Annotated in this window: 14 protein-coding genes; all 14 read left to right on the top strand. The window is 63.8% G+C overall.

Annotated elements, in window-relative coordinates; genetic code table 11:
- Positions 1-47: 47 nt before the first annotated feature.
- The 14 genes from ACSFA5_RS30585 (at position 48) to ACSFA5_RS30520 (ending at position 16,766) form a co-directional block, all read left to right on the top strand.
- On the top strand, positions 48-1,262 hold the full coding sequence (locus ACSFA5_RS30585; RefSeq protein WP_435447808.1) for a multidrug effflux MFS transporter: 1,215 nt from the start codon (positions 48-50) through the stop codon (positions 1,260-1,262).
- Positions 1,262-2,719 (top strand): MFS transporter, encoded by a 1,458-nt coding sequence (locus tag ACSFA5_RS30580; protein WP_435447807.1) that lies wholly within the window; start codon positions 1,262-1,264, stop codon positions 2,717-2,719. Before ACSFA5_RS30585 ends, ACSFA5_RS30580 begins: the two co-directional genes overlap by 1 nt.
- 20 nt (positions 2,720-2,739) lie before the next feature.
- Positions 2,740-3,441, top strand: coding sequence for a paraquat-inducible protein A (locus ACSFA5_RS30575; protein WP_435447806.1), 702 nt, complete (start codon positions 2,740-2,742; stop codon positions 3,439-3,441).
- On the top strand, positions 3,438-4,196 hold the full coding sequence (locus tag ACSFA5_RS30570) for a paraquat-inducible protein A (protein ID WP_435447805.1): 759 nt from the start codon (positions 3,438-3,440) through the stop codon (positions 4,194-4,196). The genes ACSFA5_RS30575 and ACSFA5_RS30570 overlap by 4 nt, the downstream gene beginning before the upstream one ends.
- On the top strand, positions 4,193-5,851 hold the full coding sequence (locus tag ACSFA5_RS30565) for a PqiB family protein (protein ID WP_435447804.1): 1,659 nt from the start codon (positions 4,193-4,195) through the stop codon (positions 5,849-5,851). The genes ACSFA5_RS30570 and ACSFA5_RS30565 overlap by 4 nt, the downstream gene beginning before the upstream one ends.
- Positions 5,848-6,474 (top strand): PqiC family protein, encoded by a 627-nt coding sequence (locus ACSFA5_RS30560; RefSeq protein ID WP_435447803.1) that lies wholly within the window; start codon positions 5,848-5,850, stop codon positions 6,472-6,474. The genes ACSFA5_RS30565 and ACSFA5_RS30560 overlap by 4 nt, the downstream gene beginning before the upstream one ends.
- A 406-nt stretch (positions 6,475-6,880) precedes the next feature.
- Entirely contained in the window at positions 6,881-7,507 is a 627-nt protein-coding gene (locus ACSFA5_RS30555) for a response regulator (RefSeq protein ID WP_435447802.1), read from the top strand.
- A 57-nt stretch (positions 7,508-7,564) separates the two neighbouring features.
- Positions 7,565-9,583, top strand: a complete 2,019-nt coding sequence (locus ACSFA5_RS30550; RefSeq protein ID WP_435447801.1) for an ATP-binding protein — start codon at positions 7,565-7,567, stop codon at positions 9,581-9,583.
- Between the two features lie 339 nt (positions 9,584-9,922).
- Positions 9,923-10,513 carry a fimbrial protein gene (locus tag ACSFA5_RS30545; RefSeq protein ID WP_435447800.1) on the top strand — a complete coding sequence of 197 codons (591 nt, stop codon included), beginning with the start codon at positions 9,923-9,925 and terminating at the stop codon, positions 10,511-10,513.
- A gap of 105 nt (positions 10,514-10,618) precedes the next feature.
- On the top strand, positions 10,619-11,323 hold the full coding sequence (locus tag ACSFA5_RS30540; RefSeq protein WP_435447799.1) for a fimbrial biogenesis chaperone: 705 nt from the start codon (positions 10,619-10,621) through the stop codon (positions 11,321-11,323).
- A gap of 32 nt (positions 11,324-11,355) precedes the next feature.
- Positions 11,356-13,956, top strand: a complete 2,601-nt coding sequence (locus ACSFA5_RS30535) for a fimbria/pilus outer membrane usher protein (protein ID WP_435447798.1) — start codon at positions 11,356-11,358, stop codon at positions 13,954-13,956.
- A 55-nt stretch (positions 13,957-14,011) separates the two neighbouring features.
- Positions 14,012-15,172: a fimbrial protein gene (locus tag ACSFA5_RS30530; RefSeq protein WP_435447797.1), complete on the top strand. Its 1,161-nt coding sequence runs from the start codon at positions 14,012-14,014 to the stop codon at positions 15,170-15,172.
- 11 nt (positions 15,173-15,183) lie between these two features.
- Positions 15,184-15,954 (top strand): winged helix-turn-helix domain-containing protein, encoded by a 771-nt coding sequence (locus tag ACSFA5_RS30525; protein ID WP_435447796.1) that lies wholly within the window; start codon positions 15,184-15,186, stop codon positions 15,952-15,954.
- Entirely contained in the window at positions 15,951-16,766 is an 816-nt protein-coding gene (locus ACSFA5_RS30520; protein WP_435447795.1) for a winged helix-turn-helix domain-containing protein, read from the top strand. The genes ACSFA5_RS30525 and ACSFA5_RS30520 overlap by 4 nt, the downstream gene beginning before the upstream one ends.
- Positions 16,767-16,783: the final 17 nt, after the last annotated feature.

Below are 16,783 nucleotides of genomic sequence, written 5' to 3'. Positions count from 1 at the left end.
AGCCCCCACGCCTGCACCGATCGCCGCCGTTGGCGACAATCGGGGCAATGCGTTCTTCTCCTTTCTTCAAGATGGCCCTGCTTCTGGGCCTGCTCTCGGCCATCGGGCCTTTCGCCATCGACATGTACCTGCCGGCCTTGCCGGCCATCGGTCAGAGCCTGCATGCCGACATCGGCGCGGTACAGATGAGCCTCACGGCCTTCTTCCTGTCGCTGGGCGCGGGCCAGCTGCTCTACGGGCCGATTTCCGACATGTTCGGGCGCAAGCCGCCGCTCTACGTGGGGCTGGTGCTGTTCGCGCTCGCGAGCGTGGGCTGTGCCATGGCCACCGACATCCAGACGCTGATCGTGCTGCGCTTCGTGCAGGGCCTGGGCGCCGCCGCCGGCATGGCCATTCCGCGCGCCGTGGTGCGCGACCTGCACACCGGCACCGACGCGGCGCGGCTCATGTCGCTGCTGATGCTGGTGTTCAGCGTGTCGCCGATCCTCGCGCCGCTCGCGGGCAGCGTGGTGATTGCCTTTGCCGGCTGGCGCGGCGTGTTCTGGGCCGTGACCATCGCGGCCGTGGCGGGCCTGGCCATGACGGTGAAGCTGCTCGACGAAACGCGCCCGGCCTCGCAGCGCGTCGAAAGCAGCCTGGGCAGCGCGCTCTCGGCCTACGGGCTGCTGCTGCGCGACCGGCACTACCTCGGGCTGGTGTTCATCGGCAGTTTCGCGATGGCGGGCTTCTTCACCTACCTGGCCAATTCGTCGTTCGTGATGATCGACCACTACGGGCTGTCGCCCGCGCTGTACAGCGTGGCCTTCGGCGTGAACGCGGCGGCGTTCATCGCGGCCTCGCAGTTCACCGGCGCGCTGGGCGAGCGCTACGGACTGGTCAACATCGTCAAGTTCGGCGTGGTGTGCTGCGGGGCGGCCATGGTCGCGATGTTCATCTACTTCGCGGCGGGCGGCGACAGCATCTGGGTGCTGATCGTCCTGTACTTCATCGCCTCGGGCTTCATGGGCCTGGTGATTCCGACCACCGGCGTGCTGGCGCTCGAAATGCACGGTGCCATTGCCGGCACGGCTTCGGCGCTGCTGGGCACGCTGCAGATGCTCACGGGCGCGCTGGCCATGGCGGTGGTGGGTTACTTCACCGACGGGCGCCCCTTGCCGATGGTGGCCGGCATGGCCGCCGGCGCCTTGATTGCAGGCGTGCTGACCTGGTTCACGCTGGGCGGCGTGCGCTCCGAAACCACACGAAGGACACAGCAAGCCTGATGAACACGGCACGCGCAGGCGCCACGCTCCCGGCGACCGAAGACAACCCCAAGTCCAGGCCCGTCGACGGGCTGGCCCAGCCGGAGCGGGCATGGGCCATGCTCGTCATCATCCTCGGGCTGATCGTCGCGGTGCTCGACGGCACCATCGTCAACCTGGCACTGCCGGGCATTGCGCGCGAGCTGCAGGCGAGCCCGTCGCAGGCCATCTGGGTGGTCAACGCCTACCAGATCGCCACGCTGGTGATGCTGCTGCCGCTGGCTTCGCTGGGCGACCTGGTGGGCTACCGGCGCGTGTACCTGGTGGGCATGGCGGTGTTCACGCTGTCGTCGCTGGCGGCCACCTTCGCCAATTCGCTGGGCACGCTGATCGCGGCGCGCGCCTTCCAGGGCCTGGGCGCGGCCGGCATCATGAGCGTGAACGCGGCGCTGGTGCGGCTGGTGTATCCGTCGTCGCAGCTGGGCAAGGGCATGGCGGTCAATTCGCTGGTGGTGGCCACTTCGTCGGTGGCGGGGCCGTCGGTGGCGGCGGCCATCCTGTCGGTGGCGTCGTGGCCCTGGCTCTTCGCCATCAACGTGCCGCTGGGCATCGTCACCTTCGCGCTGGGCATGCGGGCGCTGCCGTTCAACCGCGTGGCGCCGGCGGCGGGCTTGCGGTTCTCGCCGGTCGACGTGACGCTCAACATCCTGATGTTCTCGCTGGTGTTCCTGGGCGTGGACCGCCTGGGCGTGCGCGAAGGACCGGTGCAGGGCGCCGCTGGGTCGCAGGCTTCTGCCTGGGGCATCCTGCTGGCGGGCGTGCTGGTCGGCTTCATTTACCTGCGGCGCCAGCGCACGCAGGCGGTGCCGTTGTTCCCCATCGACCTGCTGCGCATTCCGGTGTTCGCGCTCTCCATGGGCACTTCGGTGGCGGCGTTCTGTGCGCAGATGCTGGCCTACATCGCGCTGCCGTTCCTGCTGCTGGAGGTGTACGGGCGCAGCCACATCGAGGCCGGGCTACTCATCACCGCGTGGCCGCTGGCCATCGTGGTGATGGCGCCGATTGCCGGCAGGCTCATCGGGCGCTACCCCGACGGGCTGCTGGGCGGCATCGGGCTGGCGCTGATGGCCGCGGGGCTGGGCTTGCTGGCGGCGCTGCCGGCGCACCCGGGCAATGCCGACATCGCCTGGCGGATGGCGCTGTGCGGCATGGGCTTCGGGCTGTTCCAGTCGCCCAACAACCACACGATCGTGACCTCGCCGCCGGCGCACCGCAGCGGCGCGGCCAGCGGCATGCTGGGCACGGCCCGGCTGACCGGGCAGACGCTGGGCGCGGTGGTGCTGGCGGCCGTTTTCAGCCTCTGGAGCCCGCATGGCGGCCATGGCCCGGTGGTGGCGCTGGTGCTCGCCGCCAGCTGCGCGGCGGTGGCGGCGGTCTTCAGCACGCTGCGCCTTCGGACGACAAGCCACGGCGCCTGAATGGGTTAGGGTACTCACCAATGATGGAAGTACCTGACACGGTGGTCTGCCCGGGATGCGACGCGCTCTACAGCCGCGCGCCGCTGCATCCGCGCGACGTGGCACGCTGCCCGCGCTGCGGCACGGAGCTCGACCGGCACCCCGGCCAGCAGGAGCGCCGCATCCTTCCACTCACGGTGGCCAGCCTGATCATGTTCGCCATTGCGAACCTGTTTCCCATCGTGGAGATCGAACTGCGCGGCCTGACCAGCCAGACCACGCTGGCCGGCGCCGTGATGGCGCTGAGCGCCGAAGGCATGTCGCTGGTGGCGCTGCTGGTGCTGGCCACGACCATCCTGTTTCCCTTGCTGCAGCTGTGCATCCTGGCTTACCTGCTGGTGCCGTTGAGCCGCGAGCGGCGCCCGGTGGGCTTCGCGCTGCTGGTGCGCTCCATGCAATCGCTGCGGCCCTGGGGAATGATCGAGGTGTTCCTGCTCGGAGTGCTGGTGGCCATCGTCAAGCTCTCCAGCATGGCGACGGTGGTGCCGGGGCCCGCGTTGTGGGCGTTCATGGCGCTGACGGTGCTGCTGACGTCGGTGCTGTCGTTCAACCCGGGCGCGTTCTGGGGCATGACGTTTCGCCCGAAAGGCCACGACCAAGGCGATGAACAAGGTGATCAACAGGGCGATCAACAGGGCGAGGAGGGCAAGCCGCGCACCGAAGAAAACGGTGTGGCGTCATGAAGCTGTTCGCTTTCCTCCACACGCGTGCATATCGTGCATCGCGCGCGCCGCAAGAAACCCAGTACATCGACGACGAAGACGCGCCGGTGCCCACCGCGGCCGCGCTCGGCCTCATGGCCTGCCGGCACTGTGCCGCCGTGTGGCAGGACGCACAGGAGGGCGATGCCTGCGGGCGCTGCGGCACCCGGCTGCACACGCGCAAGCCGCAGAGCCTCACGCGCACCTGGGCCTTTTTGATTGCGGCCTGCGTGATGTACATCCCGGCCAACCTGCTGCCGGTGATGATCACGCGCACGCTGTTCGGCGCGCAGTACGACACCATCCTGAGCGGTGTCATCTATTTCTGGGTGTCGGGCGCCTACGGGCTGGCCGCCATCGTCTTCATCGCGAGCTTCCTGGTGCCGCTGTTCAAGCTGGCGGTGCTTTTCTTGCTTGTGGTGACGGCGCAGCGCGGCAGCACCTGGCGCCGGCACGAGCGGGCCAAGCTGTATCACATCATCGAGATCATCGGCCGCTGGTCGATGCTCGACGTGTTCGTGGTGTCGCTGCTGACAGGGCTGGTGCAGATCCAGGGCTTCGCGGTCATTACCGCGGGCGTGGGCATCGCGGCCTTCGGTTCGGTGGTGGTGCTGACCATGCTGGCCTCGCTGAGCTTCGACCCCAAGCTCACCTGGGACAGCAGGCAGGCACAGGCCGATTTTCAGGACAAGGACAGTGCGCAGGGACATGACAACAAAGACCGGAAACCAGCATGAGTGACGAAGACCGACCCCAGGACAAACCGGCACCGCAGCCGGCGCCTCCCACGCTGCCCAGGCCCCGCGTGGCGCGACGGCGCGAATGGCTGCCCTCGCTGATCTGGCTCATTCCCATCGTGGCGGCGCTGGTCGGCATCACGCTGGTGGCGCGCATCCTGATGGAGCGCGGCCCCGAGGTCGTGCTCACCTTCAAGACCGCCGAGGGCCTGGAGGCCGGCAAGACCGCCGTGAAGTACAAGGACGTGCAGATCGGCCTGGTCACCCACCTGCGGCTGGCGCGCGACCGCTCGCACGTGCGCGTGCTGGTGCAGTTCAACAAGGACGCCGAAGGCTTCACCGCCGACGACTCGCGCTTCTGGGTGGTTCGCCCGCGCCTGGACACCTCGGGCATCTCGGGCCTGAACACCTTGCTGTCGGGTGCCTACATCGGCGCCGACGCGGGCGTGTCGAAGGAAAGCGCGGGCGAGTTCACCGGGCTGGAAGCCCCGCCCATCGTCACGCGCGACGACTCGGGCAAGCAGTTTCTGCTGCGCGCCAACGACACCGGCTCGCTCGACGTGGGCTCGCCGGTGTACTACCGGCGCATCAAGGTCGGCCAGGTGGCTGCCTACGAGCTCGACGGGGACGGGCGCGGCGTGACCATGCGCGTCTTCGTCAATGCGCCCTATGACAAGTTCGTGGGCATGAACACCCGCTTCTGGCAGGCCAGCGGCATCGACGCGCAACTGAGCGCCAGCGGCTTCACGCTGCGCACCCAGTCGCTCGCCACCATCCTGCTGGGCGGCATCGCGTTCCAGGCGCCCGAGGGCGTGATGGGCCCGGTCGCCACGGAAAACGCGTCCTTCGCGCTGGCGCAGGACGAGGCCACCGCCATGAAGGAGCCCGACGGGCCCTCGCAGACCCTGCTGATGTACTTCAACCAGTCGCTGCGCGGCCTCACGCCGGGCGCGCCGGTCGATTTCCGCGGCGTGGTGATCGGCGAGGTCAAGTCGATCGGCGTGGAGTTCGACCGCGCCGAGCGCGAGTTCCGCATGCCGGTGCTGGTACAGGTCTACCCCGACCGGCTGCGCCGCCGCGAAGCGCCGGGGGCAGGGCAGCCCGAGTCGCGCGCCACGCAACAGGAGCGTCTGCGCTTCCTGGCCGAGAAGGGCCTGCGCGCCCAGTTGCGCAACGGCAACCTGCTGACCGGCCAGGTCTATGTGGCGCTCGACTTCTTCCCGAAGGCGGCGGCGGTCAAGGTCGACGTGACGAAGAACCCGATCGAGCTGCCCACCGTGGCCAACAGCCTGGACGAGATCCAGTCGCAGGTGCAGGAAATCGCCACCAAGCTGAACAAGGTGCCGTACGAGCAGATTGCTGCCGACCTGCGCACCACGCTCGCCACGCTGAACAAGACGCTCACCGCCACCGAGCAGACCGTGACCCGCATCAACAACGACGTGACGCCCGAACTGGCTGCCGCCATGAAGGATGTGCGCAAGACCGTCAACACGGCCGAGCGCACGCTGGCCGACGACTCGCCGCTGCAGCAGGACATGCGCCAGACGCTGCGGGAGCTGACGCGCGCCGCGGGCTCGGTGCGCGTGCTGACGGACTATCTGGAGCGCCATCCCGAGTCGCTGCTGCGCGGTAAACCGGACGACAAGAAATGAAGAAGAACCTCGCATTCCTGGCCATTCCCGCGTTGGTGGCCGTGCTGGCCGGCTGCGCCAGCAAGCCCGACAACTACTACACGCTGGCCAGCCCGGTGGCCGCGGCCGACGCCGCACCGTCGACCTTGGGCAGCGCTGCGCCGCTGTACATCGAGCTGGCGCCCGTGGCCGTGCCCGAGCGCTTCGCCCGCCCGCAAATGGTGGTGCGCCGGCCCGAAGGCAGCGTGCAGGTCGAGGTGCTCGAGCAGCACCGCTGGGCCTCGTCGTTCGAGAACGAGTTGCGCGACGCGCTGTCCAGCGGCATCTCTGGGCGGCTCGGCGCGCTCGACGTCACCAAGGGGGGGCGGCAGACCTCGCAGCCGGTGTGGCGCATCGCAGTGCAGCTGCAGCAGTTCGATGCGCTCGACGGTGGCCGCGTGGACGCGAGCTTCAGCTGGACGCTGCGGCGCTCGGACGAGGCGCGTACCGTGGTCTGCCAGATGAATTTCGGCGAAGCCGTGGGCGGGGGGATGGACGCGGTAGCGCAAGGAGCACAACGCGTGACCGCGGCGGCGGCTGCGGCCATGGCGCGCAGCGTGGCTGCGGCGCGGGCGAATCCGTCGGCGAGCGCCTGCGCGACCTGATTCCTGGCCTTTCTGCCTTCCTTTCGGGGGGTGCAGCGGTTGCAGCCGCCGTTGTTGCCCGGGTCGAACCGGATCAATGGCTGCACAGCATTGAAGTCAGTGAAGGGCGGATCGACATCCGCTGTCGTCTTCGGAAGTTTCCGTGTGCAATGCCGGAAAGCGGATTTCGCGATCTACCGATAACTAGGTCAGCATCGCCTCCACAAAATCGGTTGGCGTGCGCCACGTGATTTTTTCTTCCGGGGCTCACGCCCCGAAGATCGACCACGGAGCGTGCACCCAACGACACAGGAACGCCGGCTCTGGCAACAGGCGCCGGCAGGACTAAACTTCTCAAGGTTGCATTCGTTTCATGCCTCATCAGCTTCGTGGTCGGTATCCCATTCACAGAACAAGCGAGGTAGCTATGCGCAAGGCGTTGGTTGTGGACGACCATCCCGTTGTTCGGGCAACCGTAAAAATGGTCCTGAAACAGGAGGGTTTCGACGTCGTGGCCGAGTCCGGGGACGGCGCCGACGCAGTTTCACAGGCCCGCCAGATCGCTCCAGACCTGGTCGTGCTGGACATCTCCATGCCCAAGCTCGACGGGCTGGAAGTGATCCGTCGTATCGTCGATCTGAACCTTTCCACGCGCATTCTGGTGATGACGTCGCTGGAGCCGGGCCTCTACCTCAAGCGCTGCATGAACGCCGGCGCCGCCGGGTTCATATCGAAAATCGATGAACTGGACGACGTGCGTCGGGCTGTCAGGGTCTTGATGTCCGACCATACCTATTTCCCCAATCTGAACCTCGGCTCGGTCCGGCGCGGCGACGCCGAGACGAGTGAGGTCCGGGTCATCGAAAGCCTGTCCGACCGCGAACTGATCGTTTTCAAGCATCTGGCACAGGGATTCAGCAACAAGGAAATCGGCGACGTCATGCTGTTGAGCAACAAGACCATCAGCACCTACAAGACACGCTTGCTCGAGCGCTTCGAGGTCAATTCGGTGGTGTCCTTGTCGGAAATTGCCAAGCGCAACAGCATTGTTTAAAGCAGGCCATTCCGGCTTGGTTGCGTCGATCCGATCAATTCCAACCTAGGAATACCGATGCTTTACTGGTGCATGTTGCTGGCCGGGCTGGTTTCCATTGCCGCCTGGCACGGCGCGGTGCTGCTGTGGCGGCGCCACACCGACAGTCCGGCACGCGCGCTGGCAACGCATGTGGGCAAGATGCGCGCGACGATCGACAGCACGCCGCAGCCGGTTTTCGTGCGCGACATCGAGGGACGACTGGTCGCGTGCAACACCAGTTATCTCAATTTCCTGTCGATGGATCCAGGTTCGTTGCTGGGCAAGAAAATTACCGACAGGAGCGACTTGAGCCCGGAGCATGCCCGGCAATATCACGAGTTCTATTTGAAAGTGATGAAAGAGCGGGTTCCCGAAATCGGCGGCGGCATTCTGGTTGCGCCGTACGGCGGCACGGTGGCAATTTTTCACTGGATATTCCCCTGCTTCGATTTGCGTGGGCGCGCCGTCGGGATCATGGGGGGGTGGATCGATGTCAGCGACCGCCAGAATCTGCTGGATCAACTGAAGGTGTCGCAACAGGACGCGGAGGAAGCCAACAGGGCCAAGACCACCTTCCTGGCCACCATGAGCCATGAAATCCGCACGCCTATGAATGCCGTGCTGGGCATGTTGGAAATGGCTTCCAAGCGCGCGGAGCAGGGCGTTGTCGACCGGGTTTCGCTGGACGTGGCCTCCAGCGCAGCCAATGGACTCGTGGCTTTGCTGGGTGACATTCTCGATATCGCGCGGATCGAATCGGGGCAGCTGACGTTAACGCCCGAAAGAGCCAACCTGCGTGATCTGGCTCAGTCGGTGGCGCGTATTTTCGATGGCGTGGCGCAGCAGAAATTTCTGCAATTGAAGCTCGAGATCGATCCCCGGGCCGATTGCGAGGTGCAGGTCGACTCGTTGCGGCTCAAGCAGATCCTGTCGAACCTGTTGAGCAACGCAATCAAATTCACAGTCAAGGGTGAAGTGCGCTTCTCACTGTGCTGCGTACCGGTGGCGGGCGGTGCTGAAGTCGACTTGACGCTGAATGTGGCCGACTCCGGCATCGGCATTTCCGAGGAGGACCAGGCGCGGTTGTTCAGCCCCTTCACCCAGGTGGGCAGCCACGCCGAATCCATGCGCACGGGTTCGGGGTTGGGCCTGACGATTACCCGCACGCTCTGCGAAATGATGGGCGGGCGATTGACCCTGACGAGTGCCTTGGGCGAAGGAACCAACATCGAGGTGGTCTTGCGGCTGCCGGTGCTTCAAACTCTTGGCGTTTTGGCCATGCCGTCGGTGGAGCCGGTCGCTCGTGCAAAGCGCCTGAATGTGCTGGTGATCGACGACTTTCCAGCCAACCGGCTGCTGCTGTCGCAGCAGTTGAACTACCTGGGCCATGACGTCAGCGATGCAGCGGACGGCGCGCTCGGCCTCAGTGCATGGCGCCAGGCCCGGTTCGACGTCGTCATCACCGACAGCCATATGCCGCACATGAACGGCTACGACCTCGCCCGGGCCATCCGCGACGAAGAGCAGCCAAGAGGTTCCGCACGGTGTGTGATCGTCGGATTGACTGCCAATGCGCAGCCTGAAGAGAAGCAGCGCTGCCTGGACGCCGGCATGGACGATTGCCTTTTCAAGCCCATCAGCCTGCGGGACCTGAGCACGCGGCTGTCCGTGATCGAGCCCTCGACGCAGTCGTTCGAAGCACCGCCGGCTGTCGCGGGGCAGGGGCGCGACATCGACTTGACCTCGCTGCGGCAGTTGGCATGCGGCGACGAGGACTCGGTCAACGCCATCGTCAAGGACCTGGCACGGAGCCTGGACGAGGATCTGCAGCTATTGGCGCGGCACCATGCGGCCATGGACCTGGCAGGGCTGGCCGACCTCGCACATCGCATCAAGGGGGGCGGGCGGATTGTCGGCGCGCAAAACGTGCTGATCGCCTGCGCCCGGCTGGAGGCGGCATGCGCCAATGCCGGGCCTGCACCATTGGCTGCGACTGTCGAAGCGTTGCAACGGGCCATGGCGTCATTGAGAGCGGCGTTGATCGAATTGGGCTGACGCTCGGCCCGCACGGTTCATGGCGAGCAGCGGGCATCACCCACCCTGAGCCGCCTGCGGGCCTGCCAGCGCTGGGCAACGTCGTTGCCGACGGCATTCCGGTCGATGAGGAATTTCTTCCATCGAACCGAACAAGCCCAAACATTGGGAAAAAAGTCCGCTTGTCTAATCGTGACTTTTCGCACTCTTTCTCTATTTAGAGTCGATTTCAGGACGTTTCCGTAGATCCGTCGGAAATTTCCGATCGTTTCGCAGGACCGTTCTCATTGGGTAAATCGGTAAAGAAAAGCATCATTCTTCTCGTGCAAAGCGCACCGCCACGTTGCAAATGCGAGTGGCTTGCTGAGCATTTACCTGACTGATGTTTTTTTAAATCTTTTGAGTTTATTCATGAATCGCAAATTCCTCGCTTTTGCAGCACTGGCTTCTGTTCTCAGCATCAATGCCGCCCATGCTGCCGATGGCACCATCAACTTCACCGGCGAGTTGCTCGCTCAAACCTGCACCAATACGATCAACGGCGGCGTCAGTCCGGCAACAGTCGTTCTGCCAAAGATCAGCGCGGGGGTCCTGGGCGCTGCCGGTGTGGTCGCAGGCGCCACCAACTTCACGATCGAACTGACCAAATGCACGGGCACTGCGACCACCGCTGCTGCATTCTTTGAAGCGGGCACAGGCGTCGACCCGATCACCAAGAACGTACGCAACACCGGCGCGGCCGCCAACGTGCAACTCCAGCTGCTCGACTCCGCAGGCAAGCCGATCAAGGCCGGCGATACCAGCCAGACCGACGGCACCATCGGGACCAAGCGCATGACGCTTGCAGGCGGCGCTGCAGTGCTGCCTTATGCAGTTCAGTACATCGCTACCGGCGTTGCCGGTGCCGGTACGGTGGTCGGCCAGGTCACTTACTCGATCAACTACCAGTAACGGCTGAGCGGCAAGCGCATCCCTGAATCTTTCAGGGGTGTGCTTGCCGCACGGCGAAAGAAGCGTATGCGCGTTCAAAACATCTGGTGTCGATGCATTGTTCTGATGGCCACTCTGTTCGGTTGTGCCCAGGCGATGTCTTCCGTCGTGATTACCGGCACCCGCGTGGTGTACCCCGCCGAGAAAAAAGAAGTCACGGTCAAGCTGAACAACGAGGGCGCCAGGCCGGTGCTGGTTCAGTCCTGGATCGATCAAGGCGACACTGCCTCCACGCCGACCAATTCGTCGGCGCCTTTCGTGATTTCTCCGCCGGTTTCGCGCATCGATCCCGGCAAGGGCCAGAGCTTGCGACTGATGTTCACCGGAGCGCCGTTGGCCGCTGACAAAGAGTCGGTGTTCTGGCTGAACGTGCTGGAAATTCCGGCCAAGCCCGCAGTGGCAGACGATCAGAACGTTCTGCAAATGGCCTTTCGTTCGCGCATCAAGGTGTTCTATCGCCCTGCCAATCTGCCCGGTACACCCACCGCCGCAATTGAAGCCGTGCAGTGGAAGGTCGTGCCAGACCAGAAGGGCGGCTATGCGTTGCAGGCTTTCAACCCGACGGCGTTTCACGTCTCTCAATCGGATCTCGCACTGAGTGCAGGCGGCGAGCGAACGCTCAGCGAGGCAGGAATGGTTCCGCCCGGCGAGACGCGGCTGTTTCCTCTGCCAGGCCTGAAATCGATGCCAGGCGCCGGGGCCGAAGTCGAGTACAGCGCCATCAACGACTACGGCGCGCTGGTCCCGACCCGACAGTTTCTCAAGCCTTAGTCGCGTTCCCCATTCCGCTCTCCGGATAACCCATGATCGCTTTCTCTCGATTTCGCCTCTGGCGAAAGGAGTCCTCCTGCGCCGCGACCTGCCTGTCGATGGGTTGGAAGCAGCCGGCCACGCTCATTTGTGGCGCATTCCTGATGCCTCTGGCCATGGCCGAGGAAGTGCAGTTCAACAACGCCTTCCTTCCTCAGGGATCGAGCGGCATCGACCTGTCGCTGTTCCAGAGCGGCAACCCGGTGATGTCCGGCGAATACCGTGCCGAGATCGTGGTCAACGCGAGCCTCACCGGCCGCCGGGACATCCGCATCGTTTCCGATGAGAAGGGCCGGGACCCGCGCGTGTGCATCGACATCCGCATGCTGGAGTTGATGGGGGTGAACGTTGCGGCGCTGTCGGAAAGCGCGCGGGCCGCATTGGCGGCCGAAGGCCGGTGCCTGGTGATCAGCGAATTGATCGACGGTGCCACCGCCTTTTTTTCGGCCGAAACCCAACAGCTGGACTTGAGCATTCCGCAGTTGGCCATGCGGCGCAACGCCCGTGGCTACGTCAGCCCCGAACTGTGGGACCGCGGCGTCAATTCGGCCATGCTGCGCTACGACTTCAATGGCAACCACAACCGAAGCCGCTCCGGCACCTACGACTCGGCTTACGTCGGCCTGAGTGCTGGCGTCAACGTCGGAGACTGGCGCGTGCGGCACAACGGTTCGCTGAGCTGGCAAAGCCTGTCAGGCAGCACGTACCAAAAAATCAACACCTACGTTCAGCGCGACCTGACCGGCCTGAAGAGCCAGTTGACCGTGGGCGAGGCCAACACCAGCGGCGAGATCTTCGACACCGTGGCCTACAGGGGTGTCGAGATTGCCAGCGATGACCGCATGCTGCCCGATGCATTGCGTGGTTATGCACCGTTGGTGCGCGGCATTGCCCGCACCAACGCTCGCGTCTCCGTGACCCAGGGCGGCAATCTGTTGCTGCAGACCACGGTGTCACCCGGCGCTTTCGTCATCGACGACTTGTACGCCACGGGCTACGGCGGCGATCTGCAGGTGCTGGTGCTCGAAGCCGACGGCACCGAGCAACGCTTCATCGTGCCCTACGCCTCGGTCGCACAGTTGCTGCGTCCCGGCACCTCGCGCTTCAACTTCACCGCCGGCCAGACTCGCAACAACTACATCGACCATCAGGCCAAGTTCGTGCAAGGCGCGTACCAGCTCGGACTGAGCAATTCGCTGACCGGTTTCACGGGTGTGCAGGCCAGCGAAGGGTATGCCGCCTTGCTCGTGGGTGCGGCGTTCGGCACTCCCATCGGCGCCATGGCGCTCGACCTGACGCATGCCCGCACACAACTGGCGGCGGGTGCCGTGCAGGGACAGAGCTTGCGCCTGTCCTACAGCAAGAACATTCAAAGTTCCGGCAGCAACTTCTCGCTGGCTGCCTACCGCTTTTCAACCAGCGGCTATCTCGATTTCAACAATGCCATGCTGTACCGGGACGGCGAAAAGACGGGCTTCAGCACGACAAACTTCGGTCGACCCCGCAATCGCCTGACGCTGACGGTCGACCAAACCCTGGGGAAATGGGGACACCTGTCGTTCAGCGGCTTTACCCAGGATTACTGGAACAAGCCGGAGCGCGATGTGCAGTTCCAGGCGGGTTACAGCAAACAGTTCGGACGCGTGAGCTTTGGCGTCAACCTCAGTCGCAGCCGCACCGGTCGGGGCAGCATGCAAAACACCATGCTGTTCACCATCAACATGCCGCTGGATTTCGGTTCGTCCACCCATACGCCGCAACTGTCGGCGCAGGCGAGCCGCGACGGTTCAGGCAACTACAGCCAGCAAGCGACCGTGAGTGGCAGCGCCGGCGAAGACCGCGAGTACGGCTACAGCCTGACGGCAAGCCGCGACGGTGCGAGCCGTTCGGCCAGCACCTCGGCCAGTGGCCAGTACCAGGGCTCCAAAGCCCGGATCAACGCAAGTCTCAGCCAGGGCAGCGGCTACAGCAGTGTTTCCCTGGGCGGTGGCGGCGCCGTCATCATGCACCCCAACGGCGTGACGCTGACGCCCTACAGCGGCGAAACCATGGCGGTGATCAACGCGCCAGGCGCAGCGGGCGCAAAAATCCCGGGCTACCCAGGCTTGCGACTCGACGGCAAAGGCACGGCGGTTGTCAGCAACCTGCGGCCGTATCAGCTGAACGAAGTCGCCATCGATCCCGAAGGCACCGATCAAGGTGTAGAGCTGCGCGAAACCAGCCAACAGGTTGCGCCACGGGCCGGTGCCGTGGTGATGGTGGACTTCGCCACGGTGAAGGGCAATGCCCTGTTGTTGAACGTGCGCTTGAAAGACCAGAGCCCGCTGCCGTTCGGCGCCACGGTGGTCGATGACGCCGGTAACCCGGTGGGCACGGTCGGGCAGGGCGGGCAGTTGTACGCGCGGGTCAAGGACGGCACGCAGCGCCTGCAACTCAGTTGGGGTGCGCAGGGCGATCAGGCCTGCACCCTGCAAGTGCCGGCTTTCGAAGCGCAAGGCCAGGTGCTCAAGGCCGATGTGCTGTGCCTGGCTGAAACACGGCTGACCGGTACCGGTATGCACAAGGCCGGCGCCAATACAGGTGCTGGGCAATGAAGCTGCCGATCAATGCAATTTTTTCTATGTCGAATGAATCCGCCAAGGTAGCGTCATGAAATTCAGCTGTTCTTTCAGTTCCGCTCTGGTCGGAATTGCGTTGTTCATGACTTCGCAATTGGTGCAGGCCAAACTTACCTGCTTTGCTGCAGAGTCGGCTATTCCTGCGAATTTCACGATGGCACTGCAAGGCGGTGTCATCAGCGTGCCTCGGGATATGCTGGTCGGTGCGCGAATTTTCGTCCAGAGATTCAATCCCGCTGCTGCAGGTATTTCGTACCAATGCAAAACCACGGAGTCACATCCTGATGCAAACTCTCGATTCAAGGTCGAGATTGAGGGCAATCCCGTCGACTTTTTTGGTGAGCCTTTTCAGTACATCGGAAAAGTTTATCCAACAAATATCCCTGGCATTGGGGTAGCTTGGAACGGTGGGCAGGCGGGAGTTACTGGCGTTGGCAAGACCGAGGAACTCGCCCCCGTGCTTCAACCCGGCTGCACTGCGCTAAAGGAGTTCAAACTTGAATCAGGAAGCTGCCGAACTGCCCGGCTTGGATTTCTTGCTCCGTCGATGTCGCTGATCAAGACCGGGCCAGTGGCGGCGGGCACCATTGATTCGAGCAAGCTGGGTGCGCTGGTGATGAGCATGACTGTGGGAGACAGCGACCTCCTTCCCGTCGCCAGATTGAAACTGAGTGGCAGCATCGAAATTGTTTCTGGAACCTGCAAAACGTCGTCCGTCAATGTCGATATGGGAAAACAAAATATTTCTACACTGACCGGTATTGGCTCTGCCACACCGCAGGTCAATTTTACGATCGCACTGACGGACTGTCCGGCGTTTGCAGGCTTTTACCCTGACAGCGGCGTCGCTGCGCCTATATCTTCGGAAAAAGAACTCAACAACGGAATAATCAGCAAAGGCATTCGCAAGGACAACACACTCACGATGCGGGTGGACCCGGTCACAACACCTATTGATGCCGCAAATGGTGTGTTGAGCATAGAAACAGGTGTGGGGATGGCGACGGGCATCGGTGTGCAGCTGCGCGGCCCTGCAGGAGAGCCGCTCGCTTTGTCGCAACCGCTGGCAGTGACCGGCACACTCGCCAAGTCGATCAACATCACCCTTGGCGCTCGCTATTTGCAAACGACAGAAACCGTGACGCCGGGCAAAGCCAATGCGGTCGCGACCTACACGATCATTTATCAGTAGGCGGAAAACACATGTTCGCCAAATGGACGCCATGCAATGTGGCATTGGTAAATGGGGGCTGCGACGGGCGCGTGCAGCTGCGGCAAAGACTCGAGCAGGGCGGTTATGCAACTTCGGTGTTTGCCGATGCCGCTGAACTTCTTGCGTCGCTGAGCCTGGGAAAGCGCTTCGACCTCATCCTGGTGGTGGAAGACGACGCAATGTCATGGTGCCAGCTGTCGGCTGTTTGCCGCGTGCTTTGCGTGCCCGCGCTTCTTTTGACGCGGGAGTCGAGCTGGAAGCCGCAGATGGCCAGGGCGCATGATTTTCTTGCGTCTCCGCTCTTCGACTTCGCACTCCTGGCCTGCGAAGACGCGGAGTTGTACACCCGCATCTACACGCTGCTGCTGCGTGCCGCCGATCGCACCCAGCCGGTTGCACCCGTCGCACGGATCGAACCTGTGCAAGAGGTGGCGGAAGGTGGCTACCGTTTTGTCGATAGCCAGCACACCGTGTTGCACCGGGGAACGGAAATCAAACTCTCGGCGCGCCAGTTCGAGCTCGCATCTGCGTTGTTCCGCAATGTGGAGCGCATGGTGGAAAGCCGATGGCTCTGGGCTTCGCTGTGGAGCGAGCCATTGCCGCACCAGAACATGCGCGCACTCCACGTGTGCGTGGCCTCCGTGCGAAAGAAGCTCGCCCTGTATCCGGAGAACGGATTCACGCTACGTGCCGTCTACAGGCGCGGTTATCAGCTTCGCACGGTCCCGTCGCACGCACTCGCCGAACTGGAGGCGCAATGAACGCTTCATTTTTTCGCACCCCATGCCATGTGGCATTGATCGACAGCTTCGACGTCCAGCGGATCCAGTTGCGCGACAAGCTCGAGCACGCTGGCTGCACGCCGGTGCTGTTCGCAGATGTCTCCGAGCTCCTGACGGTGCTGAGCTGCGGCAAGCGGTTCGATCTCTTGCTGGTGGTCGAAGGTGGCAACTCCGCCTGGCGCCAGTTGTCGGCGGTGTGCGGCGTGATCGGCATGCCTGCGCTTCTTCTTGCAGAGGAGCCCGGCATTGATCGCACGGCCTCGTGGTTCCAGGGCTTTCCAGTTTCCCCACTCTTCGATTTCGCGTCCTTGGACAGCTCGAACGACGAGCTGTACAGCCGCATGTCCAGGCTGCTGCATCGCGCTGGAGAGCGCCGCGCTCCTTTCGGCGAGCTCGAGGAAACGGTTTTCGGTGGATATGCCTTTCACGAGGGCCTGCATTCCGTGCGGCACAACGGCCTCGACATCAGTTTGCAGCCCCGCCAGTTCGAACTTGCGCTCACGCTGTTTCGCAACGTCGGGCGTGTGCTCGAGCGCCAACAGCTATGGGCTTCGTTGTGGGGGGAGCCGTTTCCTCCGCAAGGCGGACGGTCGCTCGATGTGTGCGCCGCCAATGTGCGCAGAAAACTTCAGCTCTGCCCGGAGAACGGATTCACGCTGAACTCCATCTACAGGCGCGGCTATCGGCTGCAGGCGGCGTCGTCGATGAGACCTACGGCACTCGAACCGGCCACCGTCGCCCGGATGCATGCCGGCAGCGCGGCGACTTCTCGCCAGCTTCCCATCGGGTAGTCCCGTACAGCTTGCCC

It is taken from the genome of Variovorax monticola, from assembly GCF_051216855.1.
In the GTDB taxonomy this organism is placed as follows: domain Bacteria; phylum Pseudomonadota; class Gammaproteobacteria; order Burkholderiales; family Burkholderiaceae_C; genus Variovorax.
Note: the sequence above shows the minus strand (reverse complement) of the source record. Positions and strands in the feature narration are given on the sequence as shown.